Consider the following 18,836-nt stretch of genomic DNA (forward strand, 5'->3'; position numbering starts at 1 on the left):
CCGCAGGCTCAGCGCTCCAGGTAGTCCGAGCAGACCGGGCTGACAGGGGCGCCCTTCTTCTCGAGGACGACCACGTCCCGCTCGTGCCAGACCTCGGTGAAGCCCAGGCGCTCGGCGCGCTCGAGGGCCTGGTCCGGGGTGAGCGGGTCCCAGCCGCCGAGCTCGTCGACCTTGGTGTCCACGATCATCCAGGTGGACAGCTCGTCGCCGATGTCCCCGTGCAGGCCCACATAGGTGCGGGTGGTCAGGTGGGGGACGGCGTTGTCGGCCGCCTCCACGCAGACGCCGTCCGGGATGAGGGAGACGGCGTGGGCGAGGTCCTGGCCGTGCTGGCGCAGGTGCAGCTCGCCGGTGAGCGTGCGGTGGAACGGGAACACCTGGGGGAAGAAGGCGGTGCCGACCAGTCCGGAGGCCAGCAGGACCGAGGCCACTGCCGTGGGGAGCCTCGAGACCTTGGGCCAGCGCAGGCCGAGGCGGGCTGCGACCTCGATCGCGGCCATCAGCAGGATCGGCGCGAGGATCGCGTCGTACTGGTAGACGGGGGACCAGACGTTGAGGCGGTCGTTGAACAGGCGGGAGCAGATGATCGGCAACGCCATGAGCGTCACCGGGCTGAGCAGCGGCAGCAGGAGCAGCGGCACGAAGTGCAGCAGCCACAGGGCGACCTTCAGCGGGTGGTCGAACAGCACGGCGACGGCGTTCCAGGGCTGGGTGAGCAGGAACGTCACCGAGCTGCCCATGTCCGGGCCGAGGGCCGTGAACTGCCAGTATCCGAACGCGCCGGTGGGGGAGAAGTGCGGGATCACCACCGAGGTGGCGAACCAGTAGCCGACCAGGCCGGACACGAAGGTGACGAGCGCCGGCCACCAGTGGCGGCGGATCGCCATCACCAGGGCGATCGCCACCAGGGTGATGCCCATGTCCTCGCGGACGGACAGGAGGCCGACGGCCAGCGCCGTGGCGAGCCAGGCCCGGTGACCGTCCAGGGCCCAGATGAGCCAGGCCATGATCGGCACGCCGAGGGTGATCTCGTGGAAGTCCCAGTTCACCATCGCCTGGAACGGCCACCACAGCAGCAGGGCCGCGGAGGCGATCATCGCGGTGACGTGACCGGTGCGGCGGCGGGTGAACAGGTAGACCGGGATCGCGGTGACGGCCAGGCACAGGGCCATCACGATGCCGAGCATCCGCGGGTCGTCCCAGATCCAGTAGAACGGCGCGAGCAGCGCGAGGATCGGGTGGAAGTGGTCACCGAGCAGGTTGAAGTCCACGCCCTTGACCGGGACGATCGGCGCCTTGAACATCGCGTACTGGCGGACGGCCTGGTCGAAGATGCCGAGGTCGTAGCCCTTCGCCTCGTAGGCGGCGAAGCGCAGGAACGAGTGCGTGACGTACAGTGCCGCGAAGGCCGCCATGAGCAGGCCGAGCTGGATCCACTGGCCGCGGGACACCGTCACCGCGGGAACGGGGGAGTGCGGGGCCGTCAGCGCGGCTCTCAGGCGGGAACGCAAGGGACTCCTCAGGGGTCGGCCGTGCACGGGAAGCGCCCCAGGAGGGATTCGAACCCCCGACCGGCGGATTAGAAGGCCGCTGCTCTGTCCGGCTGAGCTACTGGGGCTGGGCATCGGCCAGTCTACTGCTCCGCCGGGGCACGCCGCGGCGGCGTCCGCGGGTCCCTCCTGTCCTGCACAGCCGACCGGACCGGCTCAGCCGTCCACAGAAGCGGGGTGAGCCCTGGCGCCACGGCAGACGTGCCGCGTGGACTGGTCCCAGCGGCCGGCCATCCGGGCCGGTCCACCACCGGAAAGGGATCCGCACATGCAGGACACCATCACCCTCCGCGGCCGCATCGCCACCGACCCGGCCGAGCGCACCACACCGAACGGCGTCACCGTCGTCAACTTCCGCATGGCCACCACCGAGCGGCGCTTCGACCGCGCGGCCGGCCACTGGGCGGACGCCCACACCAACTGGTACAACGTGGCCGTCTTCGGGCGGCAGGCCACCAACGTGCTGCAGTCCACGAAGAAGGGCAACCCGCTCGTGGTGGTCGGACGCCAGCGCATCCGGGACTGGTCCACCGAGGAACGCTCCGGCACCTCGGTGGACATCGTGGCGGACGCCGTCGGGCTGGACCTGAACTTCGGCACCTGCGCCTACAACAAGACGGTCTCCGCACACCAGGCCGACCAGGACTTCCAGGCCCGCACCGGGCAGCCGGGGGAACCGCAGGAGGTCGACGAGGCCGATGTGCCCGAGGGGCATCGTGTGGACCCGGACACCGGCGAGCTGGCCCGTGTGGGCGAGTCGCTGGCGGACCCGTGGTCCGCAGAGGTGCCCGGCGACGCCGGGGGTGAGGAGGCCGAGGAGGAGTTCGAGGAGGCCGCCACCGAGGCGTCTGAGCGCACCCCGAGCTGGGCGTGAGTCTCGTCTCTCGGGCGAAGGTGGCCGTCGAGGCGAGGTTTTCGGCGGCCACCGACTAGCCTGGTGAGCATGGCGGAATTCATCTACACCATGGTCAAGGCCCGCAAGAAGGTGGGCGACAAGCTGATCCTGGACGACGTGACGATGTCGTTCTTCCCCGGCGCCAAGATCGGCATGGTCGGTCCCAACGGCGCGGGCAAGTCCACGATCCTGAAGATCATGGCCGGCCTGGACGAGCCCTCGAACGGCGACGCCCGGCTGAGCGAGGGCTACAGCGTCGGCATCCTCATGCAGGAGCCCGAGCTGGACGAGGACAAGACGGTGCTCGAGAACGTCCAGGAGGGCGTGGGGGAGATCTACCGCAAGATCCAGCGCTACAACGAGATCTCCGACGAGATGGCGAACCCGGACGCGGACTTCGACGCCCTCATGGAGGAGATGGGCTCGCTTCAGACCGAGATCGACGCCGCCGACGCCTGGGACCTGGACTCCCAGCTCGAGCAGGCCATGGACGCGCTGCGCTGCCCGCCGGGCGACTTCCCGGTGACCCACCTCTCCGGCGGCGAGAAGCGCCGCGTGGCGCTGTGCAAGCTGCTGCTGGAGAAGCCGGACCTCCTGCTGCTCGACGAGCCCACCAACCACCTGGACGCCGAGTCCGTGCTCTGGCTGGAGCAGCACCTGGCCTCCTACCCGGGCGCCGTCGTGGCCGTGACCCACGACCGCTACTTCCTGGACCACGTGGCAGGGTGGATCTGCGAGGTCGACCGCGGCCGCCTCTACCCGTACGAGGGCAACTACTCCACCTACCTCGAGACCAAGCAGAAGCGCCTGGAGATCCAGGGCAAGAAGGACGCGAAGCTCGCCAAGCGCCTCGCCGAGGAGCTGGACTGGGTCCGCTCCAACACCAAGGGCCGCCAGGCCAAGTCGAAGGCCCGCCTGGCCCGCTACGAGGAGATGGCCGCCGAGGCGGAGAAGACCCGCAAGCTGGACTTCGAGGAGATCCAGATCCCGCCAGGCCCGCGCCTGGGCAACGTCGTCATCGAGGCCACCGACCTGAAGAAGGGCTTCGACGACCGCGTGCTCATCGACGGCCTGTCCTTCTCGCTGCCCCGCAACGGCATCGTCGGCGTGATCGGCCCGAACGGCGTCGGCAAGACCACCCTGTTCAAGACCATCGTCGGCCTCGAGCCGCTCGACGGCGGCGAGCTGAAGATCGGCGAGTCCGTGAAGATCTCGTACGTGGACCAGACCCGCGCCAACATCGACCCGGAGAAGTCGCTGTGGGAGGTCGTCTCGGACGGCCTGGACTACATCAAGGTCGGCAACGTCGAGATGCCCTCGCGCGCCTACGTGTCCGCGTTCGGCTTCAAGGGCCCGGACCAGCAGAAGAAGGCCGGCGTGCTCTCCGGCGGTGAGCGCAACCGCCTGAACCTGGCCCTGACCCTCAAGGAGGGCGGCAACCTGCTGCTCCTCGACGAGCCCACCAACGACCTCGACGTGGAGACCCTGACCTCCCTCGAGAACGCGCTGCTCGAGTTCCCGGGCTGTGCCGTGGTCGTCTCCCACGACCGCTGGTTCCTGGACCGCGTGGCCACCCACATGCTGGCCTACGAGGGCACCGAGGAGAACCCGGCCAACTGGTACTGGTACGAGGGCAACTTCGAGTCCTACGAGAAGAACAAGGTGGAGCGCCTCGGCCCCGAGGCCGCCCGCCCGCACCGCGTCACCCACCGCAAGCTCACCCGCGACTGACCGCGTCCGAGCCTGCCCCGCGGCCCGCCGTGCGAGCACTCCTCGACGGCGGGCCGCGGTCGGTGCCGGCCGAGCCGGCGGACACCCGTGCTGCCGATCAGGCTTTTCGTGCCGCCGATCAGCCCTTTCGACGCGGGCGCCGCATCACCGTCTTCATCGCCAGGGTCTGCAGCGCACCCTGGACCTTGGCGGTCACCGCATCGGACCCCTGCGGCAGGCGAAGCATGCCCTCCTGCGCGACCGTGGCCACCAGCTCCCCGTCTCGGGTGAAGACGTGCCCCTGGCCGAGGCCGCGCGAGCCCTGGGCGGACGGGCTGGACTGGACGTAGAGCAGCCACTCGTCGACGCGGGCCGGACGATGGAACCACATGGAGTGGTCCAGGGAGGCCACGGACATCTTCGGCTGGGTCCAGGCGAGGCCGTGCTGGCGCAGGACGGGCTCCAGGAGTGTGTAGTCGGAGGCGTAGGCGAGCGCCGCGCGGTGCAGGTTCGGGTCGTCGGCCAGCCGGGTGAAGGTCCGCATCCAGACCATGTTCGTGTTCGTCCGTTCGGCGGCGGGAGACACGTAGACGGCCGGGGCCACGTGGCGGATGTCGAAGGGCCGGGCCCAGGCCCACTCCTGGGCGATGGGGTGGCGGATGTCGCCGAGCAGGTCCGCAGTGGTGGGCAGATCCTCCGGGGCGGGCACGCCCTCCGGCATGGTCGCCTGGTGGTCGACGCCGTCTGCCGGCGCCTGGAAGGAGCAGGTGAGGGTGAGGATGGCCTTCTCGTCCTGGCTGGCGAGCACGCGGCGGACCGAGAAGGAGCGGCCGTCGCGGACCCGCTCCACGGTGAAGGTGATGGGCTTCAAGGCGTCGCCCGGGCGCACGAAGTAGCCGTGCAGCGAATGCGCGTCCCGGCCGGGTTCCACCGTCCGCGCGGCGGCGGCGAGGCACTGGCTGAGCACCTGGCCGCCGAACACGCGACCATGGGCCTGTTCTGGAGTGATGCCGGTGAAGCGAGCGTCGCCGGTGAGCGGATGGGCAGCGGCCTCCTCCAGCTCCAGCAGGCCCCGGAGCCTGGCGGTGGGATCGGCCGGGGCGGTGTCCGGACGCACCAGGCCGTGGCGCAGGGGGCGCCGGGCCGGCGAGCCCTGGTTGCCCTCGTGCTCGGGCTCCGGTCCTTGTCTCATGCGTCTTCCTCCTCGGCGCGGTACGGTACCAGCGGTACTGCTCGGCTGCGGCGCGTGGCGGGCCCCGGAAGCCGGAGCCGCCCTGCGACAATGACCAGTATGACTGAGCAGCGCCGCCCCGGAGCCGGATCCGAGACCCATGCAGACCCGTCCCGCCTGACCCTCACTTCGGATGCGGCGGTCGCGGACCTGGAGCAGTTCGCCACACGTGCGAAGAAGGTCTCGGACACCGGCATGCGCCTGCAGCTGATCGGCCCGGCCACGGAGGGGAAGGACGCCGTCCTCGCCCAGTGGGTGAACGTCATGGCACCGCGTGGACTCGGCGACGAGGTGCCCACGATCCTCGGCCTGCGCACCGTCCCGGTCGCCTCCTCCGAGCACGCCGATGACCTGGACGCGACCGTGCCGTTGGCCGCGGTCCTCGAGCGCACCGCGCGGATGAAGGACTCGGGGCCGGCCGGCGGCGTGGACCGCACCTTCAGCGTCCCGCCGTCCCGGGAGAACCAGCCGTGGACCGCCCTGACGCCGCCGCGCGGCGGCTGGACCCAGGTCGCCGAGGTCGCCCACAAGGACCTCATCATGGTGGCCAAGGACGGCATCACGGCCATCCGACAGGCCCTGCCGACCAACCCCGGGGACGCCGTGGTCCAACGTCTGCGCGCAGCCGTCTGGGGCCAGATGCTGGGCGAACCGGCCGTGGTCCCCTCCGGATGCGCCTTCGCAGCCTTCGCCCTCGGCTTCCTCCCGCCGGAAGGCCGCGCCCGCGTCCTGCAGTCGGGGCCGTGGACACGCATCGACACCACCGGCGGCTTCGTCCTCCACAGGCCCGCGGTCGCCCTCTGACCCGTCGGCCGTGAGCCTCACCGCCGCCTCCGCGGACGCCTTCCGGCCCTTCCCGACGACGGACCCCGCACCGCCCACCTCGGGTGGCGGGCCGGTGCCGCTCAGGCGGGGGGAGTCAGGCCGCTCAGGCGGAGTTGACCATGGAGTGCGCGGCGCGCTCGAGGTAGTCCCAGAGCTCGGCCTCCTGCAGCGGGGCCAGGTCCAGGGAGTCCACGGCGGTGCGCATGTGGCGCAGCCAGGCGTCTCGGGCCGCGAAGTCCACCTTGTAGGGCATGTGGCGCATGCGCAGCCGCGGGTGGCCGCGTTGCTCCGAGTAGGTGCGCGGGCCGCCCCAGTACTGCTCGAGGAACAGGCGCAGGCGCTCCTCGGCACCCTCCCAGTCGTCGTGCGGGTACATCGGCGCCAGCAGCGGGTCTTGGCGGACGTTCTCGTAGAACACCTTCGTCAGCTGCGCGAAGGTCTCGTGGCCGCCCACGGCCTCGAAGAAGCTGGTGGCCCGTCCGGGGGCCGCCGGCGCCGAGGCCGCCGCGGACGGGGTGGCGGCGCGGTCGGCGGTGGTCGGGGCGCCGGCAGCGGGGCGCATCGACGGCGGGAGCAGCTGCGGCGTGTCCCCGGAGCGCGCGGCGGGGCCCGCGTCCCGCGCGGCGACCTGCTCGGCGCCGGTGGGCAGGTCTTCCCGCATGACCGGCTCGACTTCGGTGGGCCGGTCCTTCATGCCGGTCACCTGGGACGGGCGGTTCGCCGGACGCGGACGGGCGACGGCGATCGGCGCGCCCAGGCGGGAGGAGAACTCCGGCAGGTGCGGCATCTGGCGTGGTGCCTGCGGGGCCAGCTCCACCGGGAAGTTCAGGGAGTTGGCGATGAAGCAGTCGCGGTGGGCCGGGGCGTGGAGGCCGTCGGCCTGCTCGCGCTGGGCCTCGTCCGCCAGCCACACCTCGGGGCGCAGCGTGGCAGCGGTCATCCGGCCTGCACCGGAGGAATCCACCTCCAGGGTGCCCTCCACCGCCACCGTCATGCCGGTGACGACCACACCGGCGGCGGTGGCGTGGTGCAGGTAGGACAGCGTGTGACACTGGGCCAGCGCGCCGAGCAGCAGCTGCTCCGGGTTCCATCGGGACTCGTCACCGTGGAACGCCCGGGCGGAGGAACCGGAGATCTCGCCCGGGCCGGCGGCCTGCAGCGTCACGTCACGTCGGTAGTCCCTGTACCCGGACGTGCCGGAGCCCTGGTTGCCGGTCCACTCTGCACGGAGGCTGAACTGATGCTTCATGGCGTCCAGCCTAGTGGCGGTGAACCGGCAGCAGAGCCGGTGCACGGACACAGAGGCCAGCGGCCCGGCACGATCGCTTCTGCCGGGCCGCATCGTCCTTCAGACGACGGCCATCCGCCTCAGGCCTGGCGCGCCTTCAGCGCACGGGCCATGTCGTCGCGGCACTCGGCCACCACACGGGCCAGGCCCGCGTTGGACCCCTTGACCGCATCCACCAGGGCGGTGGCGCGGTCACAGGTCTGCTGGGAGACCTGCGAGGACGGGAAGCCCAGGGTCGCGGCGGTCTCAGCCATCTCGTGCGAGCGGGAGTTCCACACGCCCTCGATGCCCTCGAAGTACCGGTCCGCGTACTCGGCGATCAGGGCCGGGTCGTTGACGCGCTGGAAGCCCAGCAGCACCTGGCGCTGGGTGGTGTTGGACAGTGAGCCGTCCACGACCTGCTTCCACGCCTCGGCCTTGGCCACGGCGGTCGGGACGGCGGCGCGGGCCTGGGCGGCGGCCAACGCGCCGGTCGCCGTCGGGTCCTCGGCCTCGGCGGCGGCGATCTCCGCCTCGCCGGCGCGGCCGCCGGCCACCAGCGATGTGAGCAGCTCCCACTTCAGGTCGGTGGACAGATCCAGGCCCGGCACCTCCACAGAGCCGTCGTGGATGCCGGCCACGGTGTCCAGCTGGGCATCGGTGCGGGCGTGCAGGGCCAGGGCCTTCACGAACTGCAGCTGGCTGTCCGAGCCGGCCTCGGCGGCCTGCACCAGCTCCCAGAGACGGTCCGCGGCGGCGGCGCGGACCTCGGCGGCCTCGTCCTCAGGCACATACTGGCACAGCGCGGTGGCCAGCTGACGCAGCAGGGTCTGCACCACGGAGGAGTCCTTCTCGTGGCCGATGTTCGCCAGCACCAGGTCGGCGAACCAGCGACCCGAGGCCTCGCCGTCGCGGGTGGTGTCCCAGGCGCAGGACCACAGCAGGGTGCGCGGCAGGGACTCGGCCACGTCCTTCAGGCCGGTGGCGGCGACGGCCCAGGATTCGGTGTCCAGGCGGATCTTGGCGTAGGCCAGGTCGTCGTCGTTCGGCAGGATCACGGCCGGACGCCGGGAGCCGATGGCGTCCGCCACGCTGGTGCGCTCCCCGGCGACGTCCAGCTCATGGCGGGCCACGCGGGTGAGCTTGCCCTCGGCGTCCACGTCGTAGAAGCCGACGGCCATGCGGTGCGGGCGCAGGACCTGGTCGCCCGGGGCCAGAGCAGAGCCGTCCGGGGCGGTCTGCACCAACTCCAGCGACGTGATGGTGCCGGACCCGTCGGTCTCCACCTCGACGGCGATGGTGTTCACCCCGGAGGTCTCCAGCCACTGGGCGGTCCACTCGGACAGGTCGCGGCCGGAGGCCTTCTCCAGCTCGACCATGAGGTCCGGCAGCTCGGTGTTGGTCCAGGCGTGCTTGGCGATGTACGCGCGGACGCCGGCCATGAAGTTCTCCTGGCCGACCCAGGCGACCAGCTGGCGCAGCACGGAGGCGCCCTTGGCGTAGGTGATGCCGTCGAAGTTCACCAGCACGTCGTCCAGGTCCCGGATCGGAGCCTTGATCGGGTGGGTGGAGGACAGCTGGTCCTGGCGGTAGGCCCAGGACTTCTCCATGGAGTTGAAGGTGGTCCAGGCGCCGGTGTACTTCGTGTTCTCGGCGGCGGCCAGGGTGGACATGAACTCGGCGAAGGACTCGTTCAGCCACAGGTCGTTCCACCACCTCATGGTCACCAGGTCGCCGAACCACATGTGGGCCAGCTCGTGGAGGACGGTGATGGCGCGGCGCTCGACCATGGCCTCGGGCACGGTGGAGCGGAACACGTAGTTCTCCAGGAAGGTCACGCAGCCGGCGTTCTCCATGGCACCGGCGTTGAACTCCGGCACGAACAGCTGGTCGTACTTCTCGAACGGGTAGGGGTGGCCGTACTGGGCCTCGAAGAACTCGAAGCCCTGGCGGGTCAGCTCGAAGATGTTGTCCGCGTCCAGGTGCTCGAACAGGGAGGCGCGGCAGAACACGCCCAGCGGGATGGTGCGGCCGTCGGCGCTGGTCAGCTCGGAGTGGGTGGACTTGTACGGGCCGGCCACGAGCGCGGTGATGTAGGAGGAGATCCGCGGGGTGGGGGAGAAGGCCCAGGTGGCGGTCTCACGGCCGTCCGCGTCGGTGCCGGCGGCGGTCGGCTCCGGGGTCGGCTGGTTGGAGACCACGGCCCAGTCGGCGCGGGCGGTGACGGTGAAGGCGAAGGTCGCCTTGAGGTCGGGCTGCTCGAACACGGCGAACATGCGGCGGGAGTCCGGCACCTCGAACTGGGTGTACAGGTACACCTCGTCGTCCACCGGGTCGATGAAGCGGTGCAGCCCCTCGCCGGTGGTCATGTAGTCGGCCTCGCCGGCCACCACGAGCTCGTTCTCGGCGGCCAGGGGACCGACCTTCACACGGGCGCCGTCGTAGTCGGCGGAGTCCAGCTCCTGCCCGTTGAGGGTGACCGTCGGGGTCTGGGTGGAGACGAAGTCGATCCACGTGTGGGTGCCGACGGCGGCGTCGGCGGCGGTGAAGCGGACGGTGCTCACGGAGCCGAAGCGATCGCCCGGCAGGGTCAGGTCCAGTGCCACGTCATAGGACTGCACCTCCACGGCGGCGGCGCGCTCGGCGGCCTCCTCGCGGGTGATGTTCAGGCGTGCGGCAGTCGACACAGGTGTCCTCCAGTAGGGGTGGTGAATGGTGCGACGGGTGAGGCGCGGGGCGGGTGTGCCCGCGGTCACGATCCCTGCCATTGTGCCACCTGTGCGCCGCGGCGGCCGAGACGCCCGGAGGCGTCCGCCCGCGCACCGCCGCCCGCCGGAGCCGACTACCCTGGAGGGTGGGCCACGACGCCCGGTGCGTTCTCCCAGGCGGAGACGAGCGCCCGTCGTCGTCTTCCGGCCCGCCCGCCGCCCCGCCCTCCAGGAGGACCCGACCATGCGCGTCCACATCGCCACCGACCACGCCGGGATGGAGCTGTCCGCCCACCTGGTGAAGCACCTGACCGCCGCCGGCTACGAGATGGTGGACCACGGTCCTGCCGAGTACGACGCCCTGGACGACTACCCGGGGTTCTGCATCAACGCCGCGAAGGCCGTCGCCGCCGAGCGCGCCGAGGGCCAGGATTCCCTGGGCATCGTGCTGGGAGGCTCCGGCAACGGCGAGCAGATCGCCGCCAACAAGGTCGAGGGCATCCGTGCCGCCCTCGCCTGGAACTTGGACACCGCCCGGCTCGCCCGGCAGCACAACGACGCCAACGTCGTCGCCGTCGGCGGCCGGCAGCACTCCCTCGAGGAGGCCACCGCGCTGATCGAGGCGTTCCTCGCCGAGCCGTTCTCCGAGGACGAGCGTCACGTGCGCCGCATCGGCAAGATCGCCCACTACGAGACCACCGGAGAGGTGCTGATGTGAGTGCCTGAGGGGCACTCGCTGCACCGACTCGCCCGCCAGGTCCAGGACGTCTTCGGCGGTCAAGCCCTGCGTGCCAGTTCCCCGCAGGGCCGCTTCGCTGACGGCGCCGCCCTGCTGGACGGTCAGGTCCTCGAGCGCGCCTGGGCGCACGGCAAGCACTTCTTCGCCGACTTCTCCGGCGGGCTGACGCTCAACGTGCACCTCGGCCTGTACGGTGCCTTCTCCTTCGGCGGAGACGAGAGTTTCGCGGCCGCCTCGTCGATCGGGGCGCCGCGGAGGATCGGGGAACGGGAGCTGCCCTCCGCCGTTGACGACGACGGCCCCTCGCCGTCCGCCGCCGTCCCGCCACCGCCTGCGGCCACCGTGCGGCTGCGGCTGGTCTCCGCCCACGGGTGGGCGGATCTGATCGGGGCGTCGACGTGCCGCGTGCTCACGCCTGCGGAGGTCCTTCAGGTCACCGCGAAGCTGGGTCCGGACCCGCTCAACGACGACGACCCGGCACCGTTCCTGCTGCGGGCGGGGAAGACGCGCCGGCCGATCGGCGTGGTGCTGATGGACCAGGCGATGGTCGGCGGCATCGGCAACATCTACCGGGCCGAGTCCCTGTTCCGGGCCGGAGTCGACCCGTGGCGGCCGGCGAAGGACCTGGGGGAGGAGGGCCTGCGCGCCCTGTATGAGGACAACCGCCGGCTGCTGCGGGCCGGCGTGCGGCTCGGGCGGATCGTCACCACCCGCCAGGAGCACAGGCCGGGCGTGACTGCCGAGCAGGCCTGGCCGGAGCACGCGAACTACGTGTACCAGCGGCAGGGGCAGCCATGCCTTGTCTGCGGCCAGGACGAGATCGTCGCCGAGGACATGGCGAGCCGACGGCTCTACCGGTGCATGGCCTGCCAGACCTGAGCGTCCGGCGGCAGGACTCGTTCAGGTGACGGTGAGCAGCAGCGAGGCCAGCGCTGCGATGATCATCGAGTTGAAGAGGAACCCGACGATCGCATGCTCCCGGACGGCCGTACGGGCGGCGCGTCCGGAGAACACGACGTCCTGGGCACCCATCATGGTGGACAGCGTCAGGGACAGGGACACATAGTCCGAGAACACCGGGGCGTCGGAGCCGCGGAAGCGGATCGGAGCCGCGCAGGACTCGCCCGCGGCCCGTGGCCGCTCCGGATCGTGCTGGGCGGCCAGCCGGGCATAGCGCAGCGCCTGGGCCAGCACGATGCTCGTCCAGGACGCCAGGACCGTGACCACCGCCAGGACACGCATGGTCGGCACGGACCGTGCCTCGGGCATCCACATCGAGACGACCACCACGAGCATCGCCATCATCGAGAACGTGGCGGTGTTGCCCAGCGTGCTGGACTCGCCCAGCACCAGGGCGCGCCAGCCGAGAGGGTTGAGGGACTCCTTCGGTCCGCGGGAGTGCGTGCGCAGCAGCGTGTGCAGGTCCTCGGAGTCCCGGCGGCCGAGCCACCAGTGCAGCACCAGCACGTTCAGCGCGCAGTAGATCGACCACATCAGGCACAGCGTCATCAGCCCGGTCATCCAGGTGTGGGGGCGGGCGTCGCCGAGGCCCAGCGCATCGCCGAGGGGCGGGAGGATCACCAGGGTGCTCAGCCCGGCCGCGACGGCACCTGCCAGCAGGGCCAGGAGGACCATACGCTGCGTGTCGTCCTCTACGACCCGGCGATGCCAGGGCCGGCGGCCGGATCTGCCCGATGCGTTCCGACGCGTCTGCTCGGTGCTCCCCATGGGACCCATCCTGCACAGGGGCGGCCTCGTCGGCAACGGAGCCGCAGCGCAGTCGGCTCGTGATTTCTGGAGGGGATGACGGGAATCGAACCCGCGTAACCAGTTTGGAAGACTTGCCGTTTCCGCCTCATCGTCCCAAGTCAGGCCGGGCATGGTCACCATTTCCTGGGCTAACTTGGGCTAGTAGTCCTCATGGTACACGCGGAGTCCGCACGCACTTAGCCCAACTTAGCCCAACGGGTTCAGGCGGTCCGGGGCGAACGGTCAGCAGTCCGCACCAGGGCCGCCGGCAGCCCTCGGGCCGGCACGACGAGGGCGACGGGGTCAAGTCCCTGGAAGTGGTGTAACCGTCTTCGAGGCATGAGAATCAGGCCAGGGCCGGCATCACCTCCGTGCCCATCACGGTGCCCGGTTCTTGCGTGAGGGGCTCGCGGCAGCGGGCCAGCAGCTCGAGACCGAGGTACCGGCGGCCCTCGGCCCACTCATCCGTCTGCTCAGCCAACACGGCCCCCACGAGCCGCACCACGGCATCCCGGTTCGGGAAGATGCCCACCGCGTCCGTGCGGCGCCGGATCTCCCGATTCAGGCGCTCGGCAGGGTTGTTCGACCAGATCTGGGACCACACGTCCTTCGGGAACGAGATGAACGCGAGGATGTCCTCCCGAGCAGCATCGAGGTGCCCAGCCACGGCGGGCAACCGCTCGGCCACGTAGTCCAAGAGCCGGTCGAACTGGGCGTGCACCGCCGGCCCGTCAGGCTGGTCGTAGACGCTGTGGAGCATGGCCTTCACCGCCGGCCACATGGCCTTCGGGGTCACCGCCATCAGGTTCGCGGCATAGTGCGTGCGGCACCGCTGCCACACGGCCCCGGGCAGGTTCGCCGCGATGGCTTCGACCAGGCCACGGTGGGAGTCCGAAGTCACCAGTCTCACCCCGTGAAGGCCGCGGGCGACCAGATCAGCGAAGAACTCGTTCCACGCCGCGCCTGACTCCGTGGTGGCCACCCGCAGCCCGAGTACCTCACGTCGCCCGTCAGCGTTGACGCCGGTGGCGACCATGGCCACCGCGTTGATCACCCGACCACCCTCGCGAACCTTCATGGTCAGGGCGTCCGCGGCGAGGAACACGAACGGGCCGGCATCCCCCAGCGGGCGGTGCCGGAACGCGTCGATGTGCTCGTCCAGCTCGGCGGCCATCCGGCTGACCTGGGACTTCGAGAGCGAGTCGATGCCCAGCTGGCGCACGAGCTTGTCCATGCGTCGGGTGGAGACCCCAGCGAGGTAGCAGTCGGCGACGACCGTGATCAACGCGGACTCGGCCCGCTTGCGTCGCTCGAGCAGCCACTCTGGGAAGTACGTGCCGGCGCGCAGTTTCGGGATGGCCACGTCGATCGTGCCGGCGCGGGTGTCGAGGGGCCGGTGGCGGTACCCGTTGCGCTGTGCGGTGCGGGTATCAGAAGCGGTGCCGTACTCGGCGCCGCAGACCGCGTCTGCGTCAGCGCTGAGCAGGGCGTTGATCACGGTCTGCAGCAGGTGGCGCAACAAGTCCGGCGAGGCTTCGCCGATCGCTTCGCGTAGCAGGCGTTCAGGGTCGACAATGTGAGGAGCGGTCATCGTGGTGATGTCCCTTTCGAGAGTGCTGTGGAAGGTTCACTCGAAGGCTCCCACGGTGACTGCGTCCATGCTGGGGACGGTGTTGGCGACCGGGGAGGGTTACACCACTATCAGGGACTCAACTGGCGACACGGCGGGCACTTCGTGGACGGGGTGGCGGCCGGGCGCACGAGGGCGGACGCGCCACGGCCCTGCACGCGCGATCACGTGCAGGGCCGGGTGAAGGGCCAGGCGGCGCCGGCAGGGGGCCACGGACCGGGGCGGGCGCCTGGCATGCACGCCGCCGGACGCGAAACGTCCCCGCAGGATGACGGCTTCCCGCGGGGACGCTCCGCATGCACGCCGGGCGGCGGCGCTCGGAAACGGCAGAGAGCGCCGGCGCCCGTCGTGTGCCGCAGCGCTGGACGAGCACAACGCCCACCACCACGGACACGGCAGACACTACGCACGGCGGCGGACACGGTAGGCGCCGGGCGTCAGGCCTGTGCCAGCGCGCCGGCGGGCGCCTGGTCCCGTCCGCCTCGGATCAGCCGCAGACGAGGCCGGGCCGGACCGTCGTGCTCGGGCGCAGGATCCGCGACCGGAGCCGGGACGGGAGCGTGAGGCTCCGGCGGGGACGGGGGCACCGGGGCCGGGGCCGTGAGCGCGTCCAGGCGGTCGGCAAGCCACTGGTCCCGTTCGGCCGAGGCGTGCTGATACAGGGCCGCAGCGCGAGGCGAGGCGTGACCGATCCGGCGCTGCAACTCGGCCTGTGTCGCCCCGGCCTGGGCGGCCAGCGTCGCGCCGGTGTGCCTCATGTGGTGCCAGGTCACGTCCGGCCGCCCGATCCGTGCACGAGGCTCGGCCAGGATCCGGCAGCGGCGCGTGTTCGTCAGGGCCAGCCCGTGCGTCGTCGTGAACACCAGGGCGTCAGCGGCCTCGTCTGTGTAGGCGTCCAGGTGCTCGGCCAGTGCGTCAGCGATCCGACGGGGCAGGGCGACGGTGCGGCGGCCGGCGGCAGTCTTGGGCGGGCCGAACTGTGCCGGGCCGTTGCGGTTGAGCAGCGTGCGCGCCACGGTCAGCGTGCCGGCGTTGGTGTCCACGTCGGCCCGTTGCAGGGCGAACACCTCGCCGGGGCGCAGTCCCGACCAGACGGCCACGAGCACGGCAGCGCGGAAACGGGCCGGCACGGCCTCGGCCAGCGCGGCGGCCTCGGACGGATCCAGCGGCCGGCGCTCGGGGTGCGGGGCCGTGGCGGCGCCCTTGACCTGTACCGGATTGGTCGGGATCAGCCCATCTCGGACGGCCTGGGCGCAGACGGTGCGCAACAGGCGGTAGGCCTGGGCGGCGGCGGTGCGCCCGGCGTGCGGGTCTGTCTCGTCGGCCTCGTCGTCAGCGGGCGGTGCCGGACAGCCGGCGGCGGTCCAGGCATCCACGACGGCCGCCGGCAGCGCGCCGGAGTCGGCCACCATGTAGCCGTTGGCCCGCGCCCAGAGCCGGGCAGGGTGCGCCCGTCGTCCGCCGGTCCTCGTGGCGGTGGCGGCCGCGTGCGTGGCGGCCACCAGGTCCGTGTGCCACTCGCGCACGAGCGTGACCGTCAGGGCGGACAGCGGCAGCGCGCCCAGGTCGATCCGCCCGACCTCGCGCAGGATCCACCGATCCGCCGAACGGCGGTACAGGTCCACGGTCGAGGGCCGGAGCCTGGTCGAGGACGTGCGCAGCCAGGCCCGCAGGTACTCGCCCAGCGTCGTCATGGTCGGGGCGACGGCCAGCGTGTTGCCACGCAGCATGTCCGCGCGGACCTGGACCAGGTAGGCGGACGCCTGGGCGTGCGTGGCGAACGTGTGCGGGCCGGAGCGGCGCTTGCCGTCCGGTCCGGTGTACCGGGCGCGGTAGCGGGTGCCGCCGGCGGTGGTGACGGCTTCGATGTGGCCGAACTCGGCGCGGTGGCGGGTGCGGCGTCGGGTCATCTCGGGTCCTCCCACAGGGGCAACGTCTCGGCGACGGTCGGGGCGGCTTCGGTCCAGCGGACGAGGCGGCGGGCCAGCGTCGGGGCCACGACGGGGACGGGGCCGCCGGGGGTGTCCACGTACAGGGCGCCGGCATGCGCCTGGTATTGCTGGTCGAGGGCGCGCCTGGCGTTGTTGCACGCCTTGCACTGCGGCGTGTATCCCTCGGGGTCCGGCGACAGCCACATACCGGCCTTGGCGTCGAATCGCGTTGCCCACTGCGGCCGCAGGGACCAGTCCGACGCCCTTTCCGGGCACGTCGTGCACTGGTAGAGCCGGGCGGTCCCATGCAACCTGACCACGCGATCATGGGCGCCGACGTAGCCGACGGCCTCGCCCTTCCATGCGCCGTGGTCAGCGCCGGACGGCCCGACCGTCGGCAGGATCAGCCCGACATGCGGTGCATGCAGGTAGCACGGGCGGCAGAGACCGGGCACCGGATAGACGACGGGCCGGCCACACGCGGGCGTCGCGCAGATACGGGCGGTGCTCATGCGTCCGCCCCCTCGTCCTCGTCGGCCGGGGCGCCCTCGTCCAGGGGAGCGGCCTCGGGGCCGGCGTCGGCGGCCACGACGGCACGGTGAGCGCCGTCGGGCGAGCCAGCGACAGCGCTATCCGCGTCGTCCTCGGCCTGGTGGGCAGAGTCAGGGCCGGGAGCGCCCTCGTCCACGGGACCGCGCAGGGAATCGCGGCCGGAATCGGCCTCGTCCTCGTCAGCCGGGGCGCCCTCGTCCAGGCCAGCGGCCTCGGGGCCGGCGTCGGCAGCCACGAGGGCAGCGTGAGCGCCCTCGTCCAGCCCGGGGGCGTGCTCGTCGGACAGGATCTGCGAGGATCCGGCCCGATCCGTCAGGATCGGAGCCGATCCGACCTGAAAACCCTGCATGCAGGATTTTTGTGGGGGATCCGGGGGGAAACGCCCGGGGGGCGCGGGGTGTCCGGCGGGTTTGCCACCAGAAAAACGGGTCACCTCGTCCGGCGAGTCGCCGGCGGCGTCGTCCACGTCCTCGGCCTCGGCGTCGGACGGACAACGCGAGGCGAACACCGCCATGACTCGTGTGACGGGGACCCGTCGTCCCGAGACAGGATCCACGAGGTCAGCGCGCAGCGCCTCGGCAGCGTCCGACCAGTCGCGCCCTTCCCCATGCAACACGCACAGTTGCTCGGCCAGCCGATCCGTCGTCACGAACCCGCCCCCGTAGTCCTCGGCCAGCGCGCGCAGCGCGTCGTGTGCCTCGTCAGGCACGGCGGCCAGGCCGGCACTGGTGCCCGCCTCACGGGTACTAGGGGAAGGGGGAGTGCAGGGAGTGCCTAGCAAACCCTGCATGCTGGTCGGGTGAAACCCTGCATGCTGACCTGCATGCAGACCTGGACGCTGACCTGCATGCAGACCTGCACGCTGTTCACCTGCAAACCCTGGACGCTGACCTGCATGCAGGGTTTTCACGTCCACAGGCTCGGGCAGGTGCAGGGAGTGCGCGGCAGGGCGTCCGCCTCGGGCCGGGGCGGTACGTTCCAGCAGCGGCCGGTCCAGTCCGGCGGGCGTCTCGTACAGTCGCGCGCGCACGCTGGTCTGGAAGTAGCCGGGATTCATGCCCAAGCACTGCGCCCACTGGTCGGCCGGCAGGTAGAAGTCCTTGCCGTCGGGCGACCAGATCGCGGCCACGTAGAGGGCCAGCCGGCGAGAGGCGCCGCCGGTGGTGGTCCTGTCGAGTGCGGAGACGGCGGAGACGAGGGGACGGGCGCCGTCCATCGTCACCGCCCACGGCGGGGGCGCGTCGCGTCCAGGCAGGGGCGTAATGCGGTGCGTGGTGCCCTGTCTGGTGCCCAGTCGGATCAGATCCGCCGTTGCCAGTTCGCGCAGCGCCTTGGTCACCGCGTCCGGGTGCATTCCCGACCAGTCGGCCAGCAGCCGCCGTCCGGGCCTGACGTACTCGCGCTTCGCCTTGTGGTACTTGTCCAGGGCGATCAGCAGCAGCACGAGTCGGGCGTTCATGTTCAGCCGTGGCCGGCTCAATGCCCACGGGACGAGGGGCCGGGGACCGTCGGCGGCCAGCAGCCGGCGCGGCTCGGCCTCGTCCGGGGAGTCGTGTGCGCCGCTCATGCCGGGTGCACCGCCAGCGGGCCGCAGGTGGCCGGCGTGGTGTGAGCGTCGATGTATTCGGCCAGGGCCTCGGCCGGGATCTTCCAGCGTCCGCCCACGCGGTACATGCGCAGCGAGCCGTCCGCCTGTAGGCGATCCATCGTCGTGCGGCTCACGCGCAGCGCGGCGGCGGCCTCGTCGTAGGTCAGCAGCGCCGACAGGTCCGCCGGGGCGGCGGCCTCGGCAGGGTCCGGCGTGCGCGTCGTGTCGTGCGCGGCCAGGTAGGCGTGCAGGTGCGCCCGGCGGATGAGGATTCGACGGGCGCCGACGCGCAGGGCCGGCAGGGCGCCGTCCGCGATCCAGCGATCCACGGTCGAGACGGTGGCGCGGGCGGCCTGGGCGGCCTCGGGACGGGTGTAGAGGGCGTAGTCAGCCGGCAGCAGGGCCGGAGAGGGGGCGTGCATGCGTTTCGTGCTCCAACGGCCGCCGTGGTCGTCGGGGGA

Annotated in this window: 15 protein-coding genes, 1 tRNA gene and 1 pseudogene; 5 read left to right on the forward strand and 12 right to left on the reverse strand. The window is 71.5% G+C overall.

Annotation, left to right across the window (positions count from 1 at the left end; genetic code table 11):
• Positions 1-8 precede the first annotated feature (8 nt).
• Positions 9-1,511, reverse strand: a complete 1,503-nt coding sequence (locus CEQ11_RS06945) for a DUF2079 domain-containing protein (RefSeq protein ID WP_227718782.1) — start codon at positions 1,509-1,511, stop codon at positions 9-11.
• A gap of 33 nt (positions 1,512-1,544) precedes the next feature.
• Positions 1,545-1,618, reverse strand: a tRNA-Arg gene (locus tag CEQ11_RS06950).
• A 200-nt stretch (positions 1,619-1,818) separates the two neighbouring features.
• On the opposite strand from CEQ11_RS06950, the gene CEQ11_RS06955 reads away from it, so the two are divergent.
• Complete coding sequence (locus CEQ11_RS06955; RefSeq protein ID WP_088478180.1) at positions 1,819-2,424, forward strand: single-stranded DNA-binding protein; 606 nt, start codon at positions 1,819-1,821, stop codon at positions 2,422-2,424.
• Positions 2,425-2,493: 69 nt separating this feature from the next.
• Positions 2,494-4,176: an energy-dependent translational throttle protein EttA gene (gene ettA / locus CEQ11_RS06960; RefSeq protein WP_087134158.1), complete on the forward strand. Its 1,683-nt coding sequence runs from the start codon at positions 2,494-2,496 to the stop codon at positions 4,174-4,176.
• Positions 4,177-4,294: 118 nt separating this feature from the next.
• Here ettA and CEQ11_RS06965 read toward each other — a convergent pair whose 3' ends face one another.
• Positions 4,295-5,347: an acyl-CoA thioesterase II gene (locus CEQ11_RS06965; RefSeq protein WP_088478181.1), complete on the reverse strand. Its 1,053-nt coding sequence runs from the start codon at positions 5,345-5,347 to the stop codon at positions 4,295-4,297.
• A 99-nt stretch (positions 5,348-5,446) separates the two neighbouring features.
• Between CEQ11_RS06965 and CEQ11_RS06970 the strand changes: the two genes are divergently transcribed.
• The gene (locus CEQ11_RS06970; protein ID WP_227718783.1) at positions 5,447-6,190 is read left to right on the forward strand and encodes a hypothetical protein; all 744 of its coding nucleotides are present in this window, start codon (positions 5,447-5,449) and stop codon (positions 6,188-6,190) included.
• Between the two features lie 124 nt (positions 6,191-6,314).
• Here CEQ11_RS06970 and CEQ11_RS13135 read toward each other — a convergent pair whose 3' ends face one another.
• The 3 genes and pseudogenes from CEQ11_RS13135 to pepN all read right to left on the reverse strand — a co-directional run bounded on the left by CEQ11_RS13135 (position 6,315) and on the right by pepN (position 10,165).
• Positions 6,315-6,773 (reverse strand): globin, encoded by a 459-nt coding sequence (locus CEQ11_RS13135; RefSeq protein ID WP_255397946.1) that lies wholly within the window; start codon positions 6,771-6,773, stop codon positions 6,315-6,317.
• Between the two features lie 258 nt (positions 6,774-7,031).
• A pseudogene (locus CEQ11_RS13140) lies at positions 7,032-7,553 on the reverse strand (OsmC family protein); the annotation flags it as partial.
• A 26-nt stretch (positions 7,554-7,579) separates the two neighbouring features.
• Positions 7,580-10,165 carry an aminopeptidase N gene (pepN, locus tag CEQ11_RS06980; RefSeq protein ID WP_088478183.1) on the reverse strand — a complete coding sequence of 862 codons (2,586 nt, stop codon included), beginning with the start codon at positions 10,163-10,165 and terminating at the stop codon, positions 7,580-7,582.
• 265 nt (positions 10,166-10,430) lie between these two features.
• Between pepN and CEQ11_RS06985 the strand changes: the two genes are divergently transcribed.
• Both CEQ11_RS06985 and CEQ11_RS06990 read left to right on the forward strand, forming a co-directional pair.
• Positions 10,431-10,904, forward strand: a complete 474-nt coding sequence (locus CEQ11_RS06985) for a ribose-5-phosphate isomerase (protein WP_067190188.1) — start codon at positions 10,431-10,433, stop codon at positions 10,902-10,904.
• Positions 10,905-11,804 carry an Fpg/Nei family DNA glycosylase gene (locus CEQ11_RS06990; RefSeq protein ID WP_088478184.1) on the forward strand — a complete coding sequence of 300 codons (900 nt, stop codon included), beginning with the start codon at positions 10,905-10,907 and terminating at the stop codon, positions 11,802-11,804.
• A 21-nt stretch (positions 11,805-11,825) separates the two neighbouring features.
• Here the strand turns inward: CEQ11_RS06990 and CEQ11_RS06995 are convergent, their stop codons facing one another.
• The 6 genes from CEQ11_RS06995 to CEQ11_RS07020 all read right to left on the reverse strand — a co-directional run bounded on the left by CEQ11_RS06995 (position 11,826) and on the right by CEQ11_RS07020 (position 18,797).
• A complete protein-coding gene (locus CEQ11_RS06995; protein ID WP_227718784.1) occupies positions 11,826-12,560 on the reverse strand; it encodes a DUF1345 domain-containing protein in 735 nt (244 codons plus the stop codon).
• 460 nt (positions 12,561-13,020) lie between these two features.
• Positions 13,021-14,265, reverse strand: a complete 1,245-nt coding sequence (locus CEQ11_RS07000) for an IS256 family transposase (protein ID WP_031943898.1) — start codon at positions 14,263-14,265, stop codon at positions 13,021-13,023.
• Positions 14,266-14,741: 476 nt separating this feature from the next.
• Entirely contained in the window at positions 14,742-16,214 is a 1,473-nt protein-coding gene (locus CEQ11_RS07005) for a tyrosine-type recombinase/integrase (protein WP_088478186.1), read from the reverse strand.
• Positions 16,211-16,747, reverse strand: coding sequence for a hypothetical protein (locus CEQ11_RS07010; RefSeq protein WP_088478187.1), 537 nt, complete (start codon positions 16,745-16,747; stop codon positions 16,211-16,213). Before CEQ11_RS07010 ends, CEQ11_RS07005 begins: the two co-directional genes overlap by 4 nt.
• Positions 16,744-18,354, reverse strand: coding sequence for a helix-turn-helix domain-containing protein (locus CEQ11_RS07015; RefSeq protein ID WP_102957498.1), 1,611 nt, complete (start codon positions 18,352-18,354; stop codon positions 16,744-16,746). The genes CEQ11_RS07010 and CEQ11_RS07015 overlap by 4 nt, the downstream gene beginning before the upstream one ends.
• Complete coding sequence (locus CEQ11_RS07020; RefSeq protein WP_088478189.1) at positions 18,351-18,797, reverse strand: helix-turn-helix domain-containing protein; 447 nt, start codon at positions 18,795-18,797, stop codon at positions 18,351-18,353. Before CEQ11_RS07020 ends, CEQ11_RS07015 begins: the two co-directional genes overlap by 4 nt.
• Positions 18,798-18,836: the final 39 nt, after the last annotated feature.

It is taken from the genome of Micrococcus sp. FDAARGOS_333 (genome assembly GCF_002206575.2).
Taxonomy (GTDB): domain Bacteria; phylum Actinomycetota; class Actinomycetes; order Actinomycetales; family Micrococcaceae; genus Micrococcus; species Micrococcus lylae.

Bases quoted from the DNA above. Each gene is read 5' to 3' on its own strand.
- CEQ11_RS06955 (WP_088478180.1), top strand. From the start codon at position 1,819: ATGCAGGACACCATCACCCTCCGCGGCCGCATCGCCACCGACCCGGCC.
- ettA (WP_087134158.1), top strand. From the start codon at position 2,494: ATGGCGGAATTCATCTACACCATGGTCAAGGCCCGCAAGAAGGTGGGC.
- CEQ11_RS06965 (WP_088478181.1), bottom strand. From the start codon at position 5,347: ATGAGACAAGGACCGGAGCCCGAGCACGAGGGCAACCAGGGCTCGCCG.
- CEQ11_RS06970 (WP_227718783.1), top strand. From the start codon at position 5,447: ATGACTGAGCAGCGCCGCCCCGGAGCCGGATCCGAGACCCATGCAGAC.
- CEQ11_RS13135 (WP_255397946.1), bottom strand. From the start codon at position 6,773: ATGCGCCCCGCTGCCGGCGCCCCGACCACCGCCGACCGCGCCGCCACC.
- CEQ11_RS06985 (WP_067190188.1), top strand. From the start codon at position 10,431: ATGCGCGTCCACATCGCCACCGACCACGCCGGGATGGAGCTGTCCGCC.
- CEQ11_RS06995 (WP_227718784.1), bottom strand. From the start codon at position 12,560: ATGGTCCTCCTGGCCCTGCTGGCAGGTGCCGTCGCGGCCGGGCTGAGC.
- CEQ11_RS07000 (WP_031943898.1), bottom strand. From the start codon at position 14,265: ATGACCGCTCCTCACATTGTCGACCCTGAACGCCTGCTACGCGAAGCG.
- CEQ11_RS07005 (WP_088478186.1), bottom strand. From the start codon at position 16,214: ATGACCCGACGCCGCACCCGCCACCGCGCCGAGTTCGGCCACATCGAA.
- CEQ11_RS07010 (WP_088478187.1), bottom strand. From the start codon at position 16,747: ATGAGCACCGCCCGTATCTGCGCGACGCCCGCGTGTGGCCGGCCCGTC.
- CEQ11_RS07015 (WP_102957498.1), bottom strand. From the start codon at position 18,354: ATGAGCGGCGCACACGACTCCCCGGACGAGGCCGAGCCGCGCCGGCTG.
- CEQ11_RS07020 (WP_088478189.1), bottom strand. From the start codon at position 18,797: ATGCACGCCCCCTCTCCGGCCCTGCTGCCGGCTGACTACGCCCTCTAC.